The sequence below is a fragment of the Methanogenium cariaci JCM 10550 genome (genome assembly GCF_001315945.1).
GTDB classification, from domain to species: Archaea; Halobacteriota; Methanomicrobia; order Methanomicrobiales; family Methanomicrobiaceae; genus Methanogenium; species Methanogenium cariaci.
The window spans coordinates 15568-28168 of sequence record NZ_BBBG01000020.1 but is presented as its reverse complement, the minus strand read 5'-3'; the positions used below and the strand labels follow the sequence as shown (position 1 = coordinate 28168).

Sequence of the window (12601 nt, the reverse complement as noted above, 5' to 3'; positions counted from 1 at the left end):
TCTATATAAATATTGTCAATCGTCGATCAGATGGATCAGGTCTGATCCCGACTCAAGGGACGCGAATGTGGACTCTCCGATAATCAGAGCAATACCAATTCTCTTTTGTTTATTGTAACCTTTGATCACACATACCGCACGTGAATTGGTGATATTTGAGAGATTCGCGATAAGGGCTGCACGCCGCATCACTTTCTGCGCAGGACCGTAACAGGTGAGGATAGTATCGTCACCATAGAACGCGAGACCCTCGAAGGGTGCATTCCGGGTACTGAAATACTCCACCCCTATCCGGCTGAAACCGGGAGAATGTTCCTTTGAGGGTTCCTCTGTTCCGTCCTCAAACGGATTTGAGTGAGAGAAGAGATCGATAGCCTCCACCAGTGCTGCATCAAAGATCTCTTCCATACGACAGGCAATATCAAGGGTCGTGCCCATCCCGCTTTCGTACTTCGATATGGTCCGCCGTGAGACACCCCAGAGCGGAGGCAAGATCCCCCCCCAGTGACATACGTGATTCTTCCCGCAGCGTTCGAAGAAGGCCACCATTGATATTTACGTACAGGCCGCCCGGCTGTGCATAGACAAGGGGGGTACTTCTTCGACGAACAGGTCATACAGCGTCATCGCACTGGTGGAGACAATACCGTACCTCAGGTATACCGCACCCCCCCGCTCAAGCTCGGCATCCCGGGCTTTTTCACCGACAACCAGTGGTTTTCCCTTAAGGAAGTGTGCAATCGCCGCCAGTTCATGGGCGATCTCCTCACTCATGCTGTCTATGTGCACCACTGCCTTGATGACAAGAAGTTCGTCATCCCTCCGCGCAATCAGATCAAAACTTCGCGGACGCATTCCACATCGTTCGGATACGGCATATCCTGCCATAATGAGAACACTTGTGACTCTCTGGAGTAACCGTTCATATGACATCTGGCTATAAACTGTTATAGCAGCGAACTCCATATAAAGAGTGGCTTTTATGCGTATCGGCATTGATGACACTGACTCTCCGGCAGGAATGTGCACCACATATCTCGGAGCTGTGCTTATACACCGGCTCAGAGAGTCAGGAATACGGGTAACCGGGCAGCGCCTTGTCCGCCTGAATCCTAATGTAATATATAAGACACGAGGGAACGCAGCCATCTGTATTGAGGCAGAGGGAGACGCGGACGAGGCATTCCGGATTGCATCGGCATGTATTGAAGAACTGGCGGAATTTGATGAGGAAAAGACAAACCCCGGCCTGGTAGTAGCTGAAAAAAAGCTTCCGGTCTCGTTTTATCACCAGGCGGTCACCGGATTCTGCACCATTGAAGAGGCAGAAGCCGTCTGCCATGCGGCAGGGGGGGCCCGGGTCAAAAAATGGAAGAACGGGAGGGGGGGCATCATCGGGGGGGCAACTGCGGGTATTGCAGCAGAACAGGCCGATATGACCTGGGAACTCCTGGCATACCGCGATCATACCGACAAAGGGGGGGAGCGAACCGTCGAGACAGAAAGTCTCTTTCGCGCAGAAGAGAAGACCTTCCCCCCCATACCTGGGACACCGTGGACACAGAAAACAACTGCATCGTCTGTTTTCCCCCCCATACCCCCCCCGATCCGGTCATCTTCGGCATTCGCGGAGAATCCCCGGAATGGGTGACGAAAGCTCGCGGATACGTGCGCTCCCAGAAACCGGTCATGGAGGTTATCTATCATACCAACCAGGGGACGGACGCCCACCTGCTGGAGGGAACCATCGCATCGATTGTCGATGGATGCTCATACCGCCTCACCGGAGTTGTTGCAGATACCCCCCCCGTGACCGGACGCGGGGGGGACATGTCTCGTTTCTCCTCAGCGATACCTCAGGAGAGGTACGGTGTATGGCATACGAACCGACCAAAGGATTCCGTGACATCATCCGCGGCCTTGCACCGGGTGATGAAATATTCATCTGCGGCAGTTACAAAAACGAGAGCATCAATCTGGAAAAGATCCGGATCATCTCCTGCCCGGAGATTGTCCGGCAGCGCCCGCCCCTCTGCCCCTCCTGCGGCAAGAGAATGAAGAGTGACGGTGTCGATAAAGGATGGAAATGCCGCCGGTGTAAAACACGGGCAGAGGAACCGGAGACAGTCCATGAATCCCGGACGGTATCGCCCGGCTGGTATGAAGTCCCGCCGTCTGCACGCCGCCACCTGGCAAAGCCTCTCTGCCGGGGGGGCATACCCCCTGCATAATTCTCTGCCGGTTTTTCCGGCTCGAACAAAAAAATAATTTTTAGAGAGCGTAGGCGGAGATGCCCAGCTCTTCAAGTTTTTCCGGCGTAGGTACACCGTCTTCATCCCAGCCGCGTTCTTCATAATAGACCGGCATCATCTCACCGAGATGGCTCACCGTGCCTTGGAAGGTCCTGCGGGGGGGATGGGATCGTTCAGCAACCGTGGCGGGAGGGTGTCGTCAGCCTTGGTGTAGCCTGCCTTCATGATGAAGAGGCGTTCGAGGTTATAGATCCGCTCACCAATCTTCATGACATCATCTGCGGTATAGGTGACACCGGTTGCTGCCGTGAGTTCAGCTGCAATATCGTCACCGCCAATCGCAAACGAGGTGAAAAGACAGGTACCCGAGGCAGAGAGTGCCGCCGTTAAGTCCTGGAATATCTTGAGAATATTGGGTTTCCCCCCCTCAACAGTGGCCGGGTCCATCTTTATCGGAAGACCAAGCACCTCCGGAGAAATGGTATATCCCCCCCTGACATGGCAGCCGCCACGGTTCGAGGTGGCATACTCAAGACCGATGCCCTGTATGGCACGCGGGTCGTAGGCAGGCATCTCCTGTTTCTTCACGGTCATTGAGAGTTCCGGGTGACCATAGGAATCTGCCAGCCGGTATGATCCTTCGGCAAGGGCATCCCCGAACCCGGTCCGGTATGCTGTCGCCTCGACCATCTCGACCATGGCATCCGCGTTTCCGAACCGCAGGTCAGTGCCCGTCGTTGCACGGTCGATGATTCCCTTCTCGGTGAGTTCCATTGCACAGGCGATGGTGCTGCCCATGGTAATGGTGTCAAGCCCCAGATCATTGCAGAGGAAATTTGCCTTCAGCACGGCATTGACATCAGTCACCCCACAGTCGGAGCCAAAGGCCCATGTGGTCTCATACTCGGGTCCCTCACCGGAAGATGCGAATTTTCCGTGGGCCTGTTCTACCCGTCCACAGCCAATCACACAGCCGGAACAGCCCTTGGCACTGGCGAGGTTCTCCTTTGCCTGGGTTTCACCACTGATCATCTCTGCTTCCGGATCGTATGCCTCCTGCCAGTTGCGGGTGGGAAGTCCCCCTACTTCATTGATGATATTGACGAGCACATTTGTTCCGAATGCCGGAAGACCGGCTGAGGTAACCGGGTTATCCGTAATTTTCTTTCGTCCGTCCTGAACGGATTTGATAAATCCAGCATGATCTGCTACCTTTACGCCGCCGGTACCCCCCCGGACTACAAATCCCTTGAGATTCTTTGAGCCCATCACCGCACCGATACCAGTCCGCCCGGCGGCACGGTGCTTATCATTGATTATGGCCGCAAACAGGACAAGGTTCTCTCCTGCAGGGCCGATACAGCTGACCTTTGCATCAGGGTCGGTCTCTGCGAGCAGAATATCAGTCGTGTCAGGGACATTTTTGCCCCCCCAGAGGTGTGCGGCATCCCGGATCTCGACACTGCCATTGTAGGCATAGACATAGACCGGTTTTTCTGCCTTTCCTTCGAATATGACCATGTCATATCCGGCATACTTGACCTCCGGGCCAAAGTATCCGCCTGAGTTGGATGCGGCAAGGGTATTGTTCAGTGGCCCCTTCGCGATGATGTCATGACGTCCTGTGGAGACACCCATTGTGCCGGTCAGAGGTCCTGTCGCATAAATGAGCTTGTTTTCCGGTCCCAGTGCATCGATTGTCGGGTCTACTTCATCCACAAAGTACTTGCTTCCGAGACCGCGGCTTCCGATATACTGTTCTGCATCATCTGTTCTCAGAGGTTCTTTCTGTACTGTGCCTTCCGTCAGGTTGATACGGAGCACAGTGCCTGTCCAGCCATACATTATATCTTCGCCTCCCCCCCTATTGCTCCGGCAATTTTTGCTGCAAAGTCATACTTTTTCCTAATCGCTGCTGCATCTGCAGGCACATATTCAATGGCATGTGTCGGGCAATATTTCGCACATTCAGGATCCCCCCCGCCACAGAGATCACACTTCATCGGTGTCTTTGTGACCGCATTGTAGGCGATATTACCAAACGGGCAGGCCATCTCACACATCCTGCATCCGATACATTTCTCGCTGTTGATATTGACGATTCCACTCTCCGTATCCTTTACCAGTGCACTGGTCCTGCATGCGGCGACACAGGCAGCGCTGTCGCACTGGAAACAGGTCATCGGGATGGTGACTCCCATCTCAAACCTGTATACGGATATTCTTGATTTTGAAGGTCTGAACTCCCCTTCATGGGCCAGGGAACAGGCCAGTTCGCACGTTCCGCAGCTGATGCACTTCTCAGGGGTGATCATCAGCAGTTTACTGGTATTTTCCATTGGGTTTCAACTCCTGTAACGGATTCTGTTATCAGATCATTACAATCCTCAAATTACCTGACAACGTAATTAAAGTATTCATGAATGAAATCAAAAAACGGCCGAAATTCACCCGAAATCAATAATAGGATGGGAAATGATCAATAAACATTTTTTTACCCACAGGTATTGTTAAGCAAAAATATTGGTGGATGGGGGGGTACGTTTTTCCCCTTCTCACACAGGCTTTATACGACCCGCCTCATCCCGTTTCCGGCACCTTGGGCAGAGGTCGGGAACTCCTGCCCCCCCACAGGTATCCGCCTTCTCCAGCTGTTCTTCGGTCGCAAAGTATTCACCACAGTCCGGACACCGGACAAGCCTGAATTCCCGTCCCCAGATCTCACAGATATTCCCCCTCCTCGCGGACCTTAATCGCACCCGTCGGGCAGACCTCTGCACAGGAGGCACAGCCAAGACAGCCCACCGGAGGTTCATTAAACGGTGGCACAATGATTCGGTCCCATCCACGCCCGGCAAAACCGAGGCAGTTGTTCCCGAGTGCCTCACAGGCACGGACACACCGGCCGCACCGGATACAGAGATCGTCATGTTCTGCAACAAAACGTTCATCCAGCGGTTCAATGTTATACTCACGAGCAAGGCTCTGCAGTACTTCTGCCTGCGGACACCGGTTCAGGTGAAGACGAATGACCGACCGGCGGGCATCCATCACCCGTTCGGTATCGGTGAATATCTCCATCGGCCCACGGACAGGATACATGCAGCTACAGCCAGTTTCCGCTTCCCCCGTTCTTCTACCTCCACCTGACAGAGACGACAGTTGCCATCCGGAGGGAGGGCTTCATGATGGCAGAGGGTAGGAATCTCAATCCCCCAGTTCTTTTGCTGCTGCAAGGATCTTTGTGCCTTTCTCCACGGTCACCTTCTTCCCGTCAATGGTTACGTCAATCATCTCAGTCATCGGCCTTCCTCCGCTCAATCAGGATGGCATTAAATCTGCAGGCATCCACACAGGATCCACAGGTGATACAGGCTCCCTGATCCACAATGTGCACCTGCTTCTTTTCACCGGTTATGGCATCTACCGGACAGACCCGTGCACACATACCACATCCGGTGCATGTCTCCGGGTCAACTGCGACGACATAGAGGTCTGAACAGACTCCTGCCCGGCAGAACCCCCCCTCTTTCTCGTGTTCCTCATACTCCTCCATGAAGAACTCCATCGTCGAGAGCACCGGATTCGCTGCAGTCTGACCCAGACCACAGAGAGCAGTGTCGCGTACAGATTCTGCGATCTCTTTCAGAAGAGCCACGTCCCCCCCGGGTTTGGCCGTTCCCGATGTCAGGCCGTGGAGAAGCACCTGCATGGCACGCAGACCTTCCCGGCAGGGAGTACATTTGCCACAACACTCTCCCACAAGGAAATCGATGAAGTAACTGGCTACATTGACCATGCAGGTGTGGTCATCCATGACGATCAGGCCACCCGACCCCCCCATCATGGCCCCCCCTGCCTCTTTCAGATGGTCAAAGTCAACCAGAGTGTCCAGTTTGGACTCCGGCAGACACCCCCCCCGGACGGACCGCCGGACTGCACTGCCTTGAATGCACGGTTGTTCATCACCCCCCCACCACCGATGTCAAAAATGATGCGGCGCAGGGGGGGTGTTCCCAGCGGCACTTCAACAAGACCGCTGTTTTTTACCTTGCCTACAAGCGAGAAGACCTTGGTCCCGCTGTTATTCTCAATCCCGATTCCCGCATACCATGCGGCACCGTTGAGGATAATCGTGGGAATATCGGACCATGTCTCCACATTATTGAGCACGGCAGGGGGGGCATCCCAGAGCCCTTTTTCTGTGGAACGGATGTATTTCACCCGTGGCACACCCGGCATACCTTCAATGGATGCCATCAGGGCGGTTGATTCACCGCATACGAAGGCTCCGCCTCCACGGGTGATCTCAATATCGAAATCAAACCCGCTGCGAGAATATCGGTACCCAGCAGGCCAAGCGCTGTGCCTCAGCAATTGCCCGCCTGAGATTTGAGACCGCAAGAGGATACTCTTCGCGGACATAGATGTGGCCACTCCCGGATCCGACAGCCCGGGCACCAATGATCATTCCTTCAATAACGCTGTGCGGATCACCTTCCATGAGACTCCGGTTCATGAAGGCACCGGGGGTCTCCCTCATCCCCCCCGTTTGCGACGACATATTTTTGTTCGGACTCCACAATCCGGGCAGACTCCCATTTTATGCCTACGGGGAATCCACCGCCGCCGCGTCCCCCCCGCAGGCCCGATGCAATGACCTCGTCCACGATCTCTTTGGGCTTCATGGAGAGTGCTTTCACAAGACCTGCGTAGCCACCCTCACGGATGTAGTCATTGATATCCGTCGGATCGATATGCCCGGTTCTCTGGAGGACGATTCTCTGCTGGTGAGCATAGAAGGGGATTTCCTCTTCGCTTCTGCACCGTGTTTTTGTGGCTGCATCACGATAGAGCAGACGCTGCACAGCTTCCCCCCCTCTCACAATGGTCTTCTCAAAGATCTCCGGGACATCATCCGGCTTGACATGCTGATAGAAAATATTCGCCGGGTCTATCTGCACAATCGGACCGTTTTCACAAAAGCCATGACATCCGGTGGTATCAGCGGCAAAATCCACATTTATTGTCATGCCATGGTGCTCTGCTTCCGCAACAAATGCATCATAAACCGCCTGGCTTCCGCTCGCAAGGCAACCGGTTCCTGCACAGACACGGATACGTATGGGAGCACCCCGCCTCTTGGGGGGGGAGAGAATTACGATATTCTTCAAGGGCTTTCGGACTATTCAGTTTCATCTTCAAGGACCTCCTGTATGATGCCCGGCACATCTTTTACCCTGACCTTCCCAAAGACGCGATCGTTTATGGTCACCACGGGTGCAAGTGCACAGGCACCCAGACAGTTTACTGTCTGCAGGGTGAACAGACCATCTTCAGTGGTTTCTCCGTTGCTGATCCCCCCCAGTTCCTTCTCAAATGCCTTCAGTATCTCAGGCGACCCCCCCCGGATGTGACATGCCGTACCGTCACACATTTTTATTACGTTCTTTCCGAGAGGAACAAGGCTGAGTGCCTTGTAGAACGTGGCGACACTGTAAACCCGGCTTTCAGGCACATCCAGGTACGCGGCAACTGCTCGCATCACATCCACAGAGATATAATGCTCCTTCTCCTGAATATCCTGCAGAATTGCAAGCAGATAGCGAGACTCTGCGGGATAGGAGGTTATTATTGATTCAGTAAGAGATTCCGTATTTCATCACCTCATACACTCACTCTGTTGCATGATGGCTCCTCATTAATCCTCGCTTCATGTCACGCATTATTGAAATCCACCGTATTACATACAATTTTTCAAAGACCATTGCCTCACCCACACACCTTCGGTTGCGTATCAGGGGGGGACTCGATGATCAGGACAACATATAATACTTTACCTGACATCTATGGGCTCAGCCATTGTGGCGGTGATGGGAATGGACCGAACAAAAATGATTCAATGGGGAGTGATAATTGCGGCAGCATGTGCGATGTGCGCAGCCGGATGTACAGACTATGCGGATACGGGAGAAGTAACGGATGGGGTGCCCTTCCCCCCCGGATACTCGAATATGACTATAGAGGAAGCGTCAACCTTTGTGCTGAAGGCATCCACCCTGGTGGTTGACGTCTCGCCCGTATGGGCACAGGGCATATACCCGGTGCGGTGAACATGCCGCTGGCAACTCTGGAAGAGGAACTCACCTATCTTGGCAGGGACAGGGAATATCTCATATATTGTCACAGTGACACGGCGAGCATACAGGTACGGAAACCTTTGTTGCAAACGGTTTCTCACCGGTATACCGGCTGGAGGGAAACTTCGCGGGATGGACGGATGCCGGCAACCCGGTTGAGATGCGGGGGTACAGGAATGTGACCGCAGAGCAGGCAAAAAATGCGATTGATGCCACCGGGTCGCGGATCGTGATCGTTGATGTCTCTTCCGCATATCTCGAAGGCCACATTGCAGGTGCGGTGAATAAGCCGCTTGCAACCCTGGAAACAGAGCTGAAGACCATGGATAAATCCCGTCCGTATCTCATCTACTGCCACACGGACGCTGCAAGTATATCCGGTGCTCAGGCATTCGTGGATGCAGGGTTCAACCCGGTACACCGCCTCGAAGGGAATTATGCTGCATGGACTGATGCCGGATACCCGGTGGCTGTCGGGAAAGAGATCTAGCCGGAGATAGGCGAGATTTCTGTACCGGGTGAAGATAAACCGGAAATAACCCTCAATTTTTTCCGCCATCCGTTCGTTTTAATGTAGTATCCAACCAACATTGACTCTGATTATATGGACGGTGAAAAGGGGGAAGGCTGCCTGCACCAGCCCGGTCATACAGGCACGGGTCAAAGCAGGCATGACGGTGGCTGACTGGTGGAAGAACTGGGAAAGGCCGGAGCGTACAATGGCGGATATCTTGCGCGGGCGACAGATATCTGCACCGAGATGTTCACCGACGTGGATACGACGCGTTTTCTGGGTCTTGCAGGAGCAATGGTTCCCGGCGGAATGGGAGGAATTGTGGAAGACCTCATTCGGGACGGCTATGTCGATGTGCTGGTCTCAACCGGAGCCAACATGACCCATGACACCATCGAGGCCATTGGATGCCACCACTATCACGGCACCGAGATCTGTGATGATGATGAACTCTATGAAGAAGAGATAAACCGGATTTATGACATCTTCCTGCCATCGGACGCATTCATATCATTTGAGGAGTTCATGCAGGAGACGCTCGGAGAACTGACCGACGGAACCACCCTCTCAATATCCGGTCTTATGCGCCACATCGGAGAGCACCTTGACACCGGTATTCTTGCAGCAGCAGCAGAAGCAGACATTCCGGTATACTGCCCCGCCATCCAGGACTCAATGATCGGTCTGCAGTACTGGCTCTTTAACCAGATGCACAAAGTGACAATCGATGCATTCGGCGATATGAGCCAACTGATGGACACCTGTTTCACGGCGAAAAAGGCAGGCGCATTTCTTATCGGCGGCGGTGTGCCGAAGAACTATATCTTCCAGAGTATGCTCATGACCCCCCCAAAGGGCTTTGATTACGCTGTCCAGCTCACCGGTGACCGCCCTGACCTTGGCGGGCTCTCCGGGGCAACGCTGGATGAGGCAAAGTCATGGGGGGGCAAGGTGACAGGGGAAGCACACGCCCAGACGGTCTATGGGGACGCGACGATCAACCTGCCGTTGATCATCGCCGCCGTGCGGGAGAGAATCGAACATGCCTGACCTGATTCTCGCTCTGGATGTCCTCAGCCGTGAGGAGGCACTCAGTGTGGCAGAGGCCGCCGCCCCCCCCATCTGGACGCCATCAAGATCGGCTACCCGCTGGTGCTTGCAGCAGGGCTTGATATTGCAGGCCCCCCTGAGCGAATTCGGCATCCCCCTCATTGCCGACTTCAAGGTGGCCGACATTCCAAACACCAACCGGCTCATTGCAGAGCAGGTCTTTGCAGCCGGGTGCTCTGGAATCATCTGTCAGGGATTCTGCGGGAGCGACTCTGTCGCCGCCTGTGTGGAGGCCGCCGATGACGCAGGTGGCGAATGTTATGTCGTCACCGAGATGAGCCATCCCGGTGCTCTTGAATTTTTAAGCGGGAAGAATGCCGAACTTCTGGCACAGCTGGCCGTCGATGCCGGTGCTCATGGCATCATTGCACCTGCCACCCGCCCTGAACGCGTGCAGGCCCTGCGCACGATCATCGGAGATAAAAAGATTTTATCTCCGGGTGTCGGCGCACAGGGCGGCGACCCGGCAGTCATCGCCCCCCCGCTGATTGACGGCATGATCGTGGGGGGGAGAGCCATCTATACCGCAGAGGACCCGGCAGAGGCAGCACGTGCCTATGCCGCGTTCCGCCGATGATGAGTGACCGATTCTGATGCAGGCCCCCCCGTGGCCCGCAGGTGATGAACCCTATGAGTCACCTGAGGCACATTCATTTTTATACCACTTTTCTCTCCCACCGTCCCGTATCCCGGAAGAATTAAATGGACAATATTCTGCCTTCATTGCGTATCGTGGCACAAACAGGAAAATGACGCAGAAATGCCGGGAAAAGAACGCATAGCCATATCGCCACACAAATCAGAGATTTCCCGGATGGTTACATCAATCATTTTATCTGTCCGGTCGCTGAGAATATTTCCATGAACTGGACACCAGAACAACTCAGCCTGAAAAAAAATACCCCCCCACTCTTGAAGATATTCCAGTTGAAGAGCGCAGGTACAAATGCCACACCTGCCACCACGTTGTCGATGAGAATCCCTGCCCCCCCTGCTGCGGCGAGACAGAACTTGAAATCATGTGCCCGCTTGACCACTGCCACTGCAGTCACAATATCACGGAAACGATTGAATACTGTCCCCCCCTCTGCGGCAAACCCATCTGCCCGGAATGCGGCAGTCATGATGTATCCCAGGTCTCGCGTGTGACCGGCTACCTTGCAGATGTGTCCGGATGGAACCAGGGCAAACAGCAGGAACTCAAAGACCGCTCCCGCTACACCGTTGCCTGATAGTTCCGACACATATCTTTTTTCAATTCGTAGTGCTTTTCATATCAGATACAACATATACTCAGGTATGCGGTATTTTCTCAGGGACCAGGCACTATTTATCCGCGGTGCATTCACTGCAATCACGCCGGGCACGCGGGACACTGCCAAAGATAGCAGCATCACCCGGATATCGACAATCATCGCCACCCATCTGCCCCAAACCAATACACCGGAGGATACATACTTTGTTATTGGAAATCTCCTCAGGAAACATGGATATGCTCCTGACGCAGTCAGTCTGCCATCCTCCATTCCCATAGATCGACTCCGTATCTTTGCATTCGACGGCATCATGGTATTTATTCTCGCAGGACTGGCTGAACCAGGAGGACGCCCCCCCGACCCGGTTACCATCATGGTCTGTTGCCGGGAACCCCCCCTCCCCCCGAATCAGATCTCAGGGCACTTCTGGGGGGGACCACTGAAGAGGCAATACACCGGGCATTCATCTCAGGCGGTTACCCTGCCCCCCCGAACCTGGAACAAATTTGGTTCTCATCTGTTGCGAAGAAACGGAAGAATCACCCGATGTTCATGAACGTCTGACACGGGCACAGGCACTGGTGTCTGAGACAATCGCGTATGGCCTCCCCCGAGACATGGACTGCCACTGAAACACCATTCCACAGGAAACCAGCATTCTATATTCACAGTTCTATCGGTGGTGATCGCTGGTCACAATGGAATCCTGACGGATGCCCCCCCTATTACCCCCCCTGCCATCCGTCCTGCGAAGGCCAGCGCTGTGATTTCTGCTACTGTCCTCTCTACCCCCCCTGCGGCGAAGAATCACTGGGAAAATGGTTGGAACGGGAAAACGGCGGAAATATATGGTCCTGTGAAGACTGCACACTTGTGCATGAACCGGCTGTTGCAGACTACCTGACCCTCCATCCGGAAGCGTCAGTCGAAGAACTGATCGATATACGCAAAAAGGGAAAAAATCAGGAATAATATTCCTTATTCTTTCATTCCCAGAGCTTCAAGCAGCTCGTCCAGGGGGGGATCCCATGACCGAGTGCTGCCTGTCTCAGAGTCTCCCCGTTTGCAAGAGCACAGCCGATACATCCCATACCAAATCTGAAAAGGACATCCACTGCTTCCGGCTTCTCTTTTAATATGTCTGCTATAGTGCTATCTGCGGTAACAACCATAGCCTGTTTGTTTGACATTCAGAGTATTTATTGATATATCTCAGCCCCCCCTGTCATCACCATTACTTTCGCTCTGCATGGGCAGGTATTAATGACCTGTCACCGATACCGGATACCAAACCAATCAGGTATTATGTATCGCATGATGAACACTAGA

14 protein-coding genes and 6 pseudogenes are annotated in these 12601 nt (G+C 53.9%); 8 read left to right on the top strand and 12 right to left on the bottom strand.

The features are described from left to right. Window positions 1–15: 15 nt before the first annotated feature. Window positions 16–933: pseudogene (locus JCM10550_RS13435) on the bottom strand (transcriptional regulator). A gap of 49 nt (window positions 934–982) precedes the next feature. On the opposite strand from JCM10550_RS13435, the pseudogene JCM10550_RS13430 reads away from it, so the two are divergent. Continuing rightward, window positions 983–2231, top strand: a pseudogene (locus JCM10550_RS13430) (tRNA(Ile)(2)-agmatinylcytidine synthase). A 40-nt stretch (window positions 2232–2271) separates the two neighbouring features. Here the strand turns inward: JCM10550_RS13430 and JCM10550_RS13425 are convergent. The 10 genes and pseudogenes from JCM10550_RS13425 to JCM10550_RS13405 form a co-directional block, all read right to left on the bottom strand. Continuing rightward, window positions 2272–4097 (bottom strand): annotated as a pseudogene (locus JCM10550_RS13425) (aldehyde ferredoxin oxidoreductase family protein). After that, a complete protein-coding gene (locus tag JCM10550_RS13420) occupies window positions 4097–4591 on the bottom strand; it encodes a 4Fe-4S dicluster domain-containing protein (protein ID WP_062399858.1) in 495 nt (164 codons plus the stop codon). Before JCM10550_RS13420 ends, JCM10550_RS13425 begins: the two are co-directional and overlap by 1 nt. Window positions 4592–4807: 216 nt before the next feature. Further along, window positions 4808–5011, bottom strand: a complete 204-nt coding sequence (locus JCM10550_RS20805; protein WP_218185220.1) for a hypothetical protein — start codon at window positions 5009–5011, stop codon at window positions 4808–4810. Next, complete coding sequence (locus tag JCM10550_RS20800; RefSeq protein WP_218185219.1) at window positions 4974–5333, bottom strand: 4Fe-4S binding protein; 360 nt, start codon at window positions 5331–5333, stop codon at window positions 4974–4976. The genes JCM10550_RS20805 and JCM10550_RS20800 overlap by 38 nt, the downstream gene beginning before the upstream one ends. Before the next feature lie 126 nt (window positions 5334–5459). Beyond that, window positions 5460–5555, bottom strand: a complete 96-nt coding sequence (locus JCM10550_RS20790) for a 2Fe-2S iron-sulfur cluster-binding protein (RefSeq protein WP_218185217.1) — start codon at window positions 5553–5555, stop codon at window positions 5460–5462. Continuing rightward, entirely contained in the window at window positions 5548–6099 is a 552-nt protein-coding gene (locus tag JCM10550_RS20785; protein WP_218185216.1) for an NADH-ubiquinone oxidoreductase-F iron-sulfur binding region domain-containing protein, read from the bottom strand. Before JCM10550_RS20785 ends, JCM10550_RS20790 begins: the two co-directional genes overlap by 8 nt. A gap of 17 nt (window positions 6100–6116) precedes the next feature. After that, a complete protein-coding gene (locus tag JCM10550_RS20780; protein WP_218185215.1) occupies window positions 6117–6629 on the bottom strand; it encodes a hypothetical protein in 513 nt (170 codons plus the stop codon). Continuing rightward, on the bottom strand, window positions 6574–6756 hold the full coding sequence (locus tag JCM10550_RS25275; protein ID WP_218185214.1) for a hypothetical protein: 183 nt from the start codon (window positions 6754–6756) through the stop codon (window positions 6574–6576). Before JCM10550_RS25275 ends, JCM10550_RS20780 begins: the two co-directional genes overlap by 56 nt. Next, window positions 6746–7426, bottom strand: coding sequence for a ferredoxin (locus JCM10550_RS20770; RefSeq protein ID WP_218185213.1), 681 nt, complete (start codon window positions 7424–7426; stop codon window positions 6746–6748). The genes JCM10550_RS25275 and JCM10550_RS20770 overlap by 11 nt, the downstream gene beginning before the upstream one ends. Before the next feature lie 11 nt (window positions 7427–7437). Continuing rightward, window positions 7438–7884 carry an NAD(P)H-dependent oxidoreductase subunit E gene (locus tag JCM10550_RS13405; RefSeq protein WP_281175410.1) on the bottom strand — a complete coding sequence of 149 codons (447 nt, stop codon included), beginning with the start codon at window positions 7882–7884 and terminating at the stop codon, window positions 7438–7440. A gap of 247 nt (window positions 7885–8131) precedes the next feature. On the opposite strand from JCM10550_RS13405, the gene JCM10550_RS13400 reads away from it, so the two are divergent. The 7 genes and pseudogenes from JCM10550_RS13400 to JCM10550_RS13360 all read left to right on the top strand — a co-directional run bounded on the left by JCM10550_RS13400 (window position 8132) and on the right by JCM10550_RS13360 (window position 12244). Continuing rightward, on the top strand, window positions 8132–8365 hold the full coding sequence (locus JCM10550_RS13400; protein WP_218185212.1) for a hypothetical protein: 234 nt from the start codon (window positions 8132–8134) through the stop codon (window positions 8363–8365). 187 nt (window positions 8366–8552) lie between these two features. Beyond that, window positions 8553–8882 (top strand): rhodanese-like domain-containing protein, encoded by a 330-nt coding sequence (locus JCM10550_RS13390; RefSeq protein ID WP_083475521.1) that lies wholly within the window; start codon window positions 8553–8555, stop codon window positions 8880–8882. A gap of 181 nt (window positions 8883–9063) precedes the next feature. After that, a pseudogene (locus JCM10550_RS13385) lies at window positions 9064–9956 on the top strand (deoxyhypusine synthase). Continuing rightward, on the top strand, window positions 9949–10593 hold the full coding sequence (gene pyrF / locus JCM10550_RS13380; protein ID WP_083475520.1) for an orotidine-5'-phosphate decarboxylase: 645 nt from the start codon (window positions 9949–9951) through the stop codon (window positions 10591–10593). Before JCM10550_RS13385 ends, pyrF begins: the two are co-directional and overlap by 8 nt. A gap of 284 nt (window positions 10594–10877) precedes the next feature. Next, window positions 10878–11248: pseudogene (gene nrdD / locus JCM10550_RS17465) on the top strand (anaerobic ribonucleoside-triphosphate reductase). Between the two features lie 67 nt (window positions 11249–11315). After that, window positions 11316–11828 carry a hypothetical protein gene (locus tag JCM10550_RS13365; protein ID WP_062399843.1) on the top strand — a complete coding sequence of 171 codons (513 nt, stop codon included), beginning with the start codon at window positions 11316–11318 and terminating at the stop codon, window positions 11826–11828. 44 nt (window positions 11829–11872) lie between these two features. Beyond that, complete coding sequence (locus JCM10550_RS13360; RefSeq protein WP_062399841.1) at window positions 11873–12244, top strand: cysteine-rich small domain-containing protein; 372 nt, start codon at window positions 11873–11875, stop codon at window positions 12242–12244. A 6-nt stretch (window positions 12245–12250) separates the two neighbouring features. Here JCM10550_RS13360 and JCM10550_RS13355 read toward each other — a convergent pair. Then, window positions 12251–12444, bottom strand: a pseudogene (locus JCM10550_RS13355) (DUF1858 domain-containing protein). Between the last annotated feature and the right edge of the window lie 157 nt (window positions 12445–12601).

Excerpts from the sequence above, each read along its gene's own strand:
- JCM10550_RS13420 (WP_062399858.1), bottom strand. The coding sequence starts at position 4,591 with ATGGAAAATACCAGTAAACTGCTGATGATCACCCCTGAGAAGTGCATC.
- JCM10550_RS20800 (WP_218185219.1), bottom strand. The coding sequence starts at position 5,333 with ATGGAGATATTCACCGATACCGAACGGGTGATGGATGCCCGCCGGTCG.
- JCM10550_RS20790 (WP_218185217.1), bottom strand. The coding sequence starts at position 5,555 with ATGACTGAGATGATTGACGTAACCATTGACGGGAAGAAGGTGACCGTG.
- JCM10550_RS20785 (WP_218185216.1), bottom strand. The coding sequence starts at position 6,099 with ATGATGGGGGGGTCGGGTGGCCTGATCGTCATGGATGACCACACCTGC.
- JCM10550_RS25275 (WP_218185214.1), bottom strand. The coding sequence starts at position 6,756 with ATGGAAGGTGATCCGCACAGCGTTATTGAAGGAATGATCATTGGTGCC.
- JCM10550_RS13400 (WP_218185212.1), top strand. The coding sequence starts at position 8,132 with ATGGACCGAACAAAAATGATTCAATGGGGAGTGATAATTGCGGCAGCA.
- JCM10550_RS13390 (WP_083475521.1), top strand. The coding sequence starts at position 8,553 with ATGCGGGGGTACAGGAATGTGACCGCAGAGCAGGCAAAAAATGCGATT.
- pyrF (WP_083475520.1), top strand. The coding sequence starts at position 9,949 with ATGCCTGACCTGATTCTCGCTCTGGATGTCCTCAGCCGTGAGGAGGCA.
- JCM10550_RS13365 (WP_062399843.1), top strand. The coding sequence starts at position 11,316 with ATGCGGTATTTTCTCAGGGACCAGGCACTATTTATCCGCGGTGCATTC.
- JCM10550_RS13360 (WP_062399841.1), top strand. The coding sequence starts at position 11,873 with ATGGCCTCCCCCGAGACATGGACTGCCACTGAAACACCATTCCACAGG.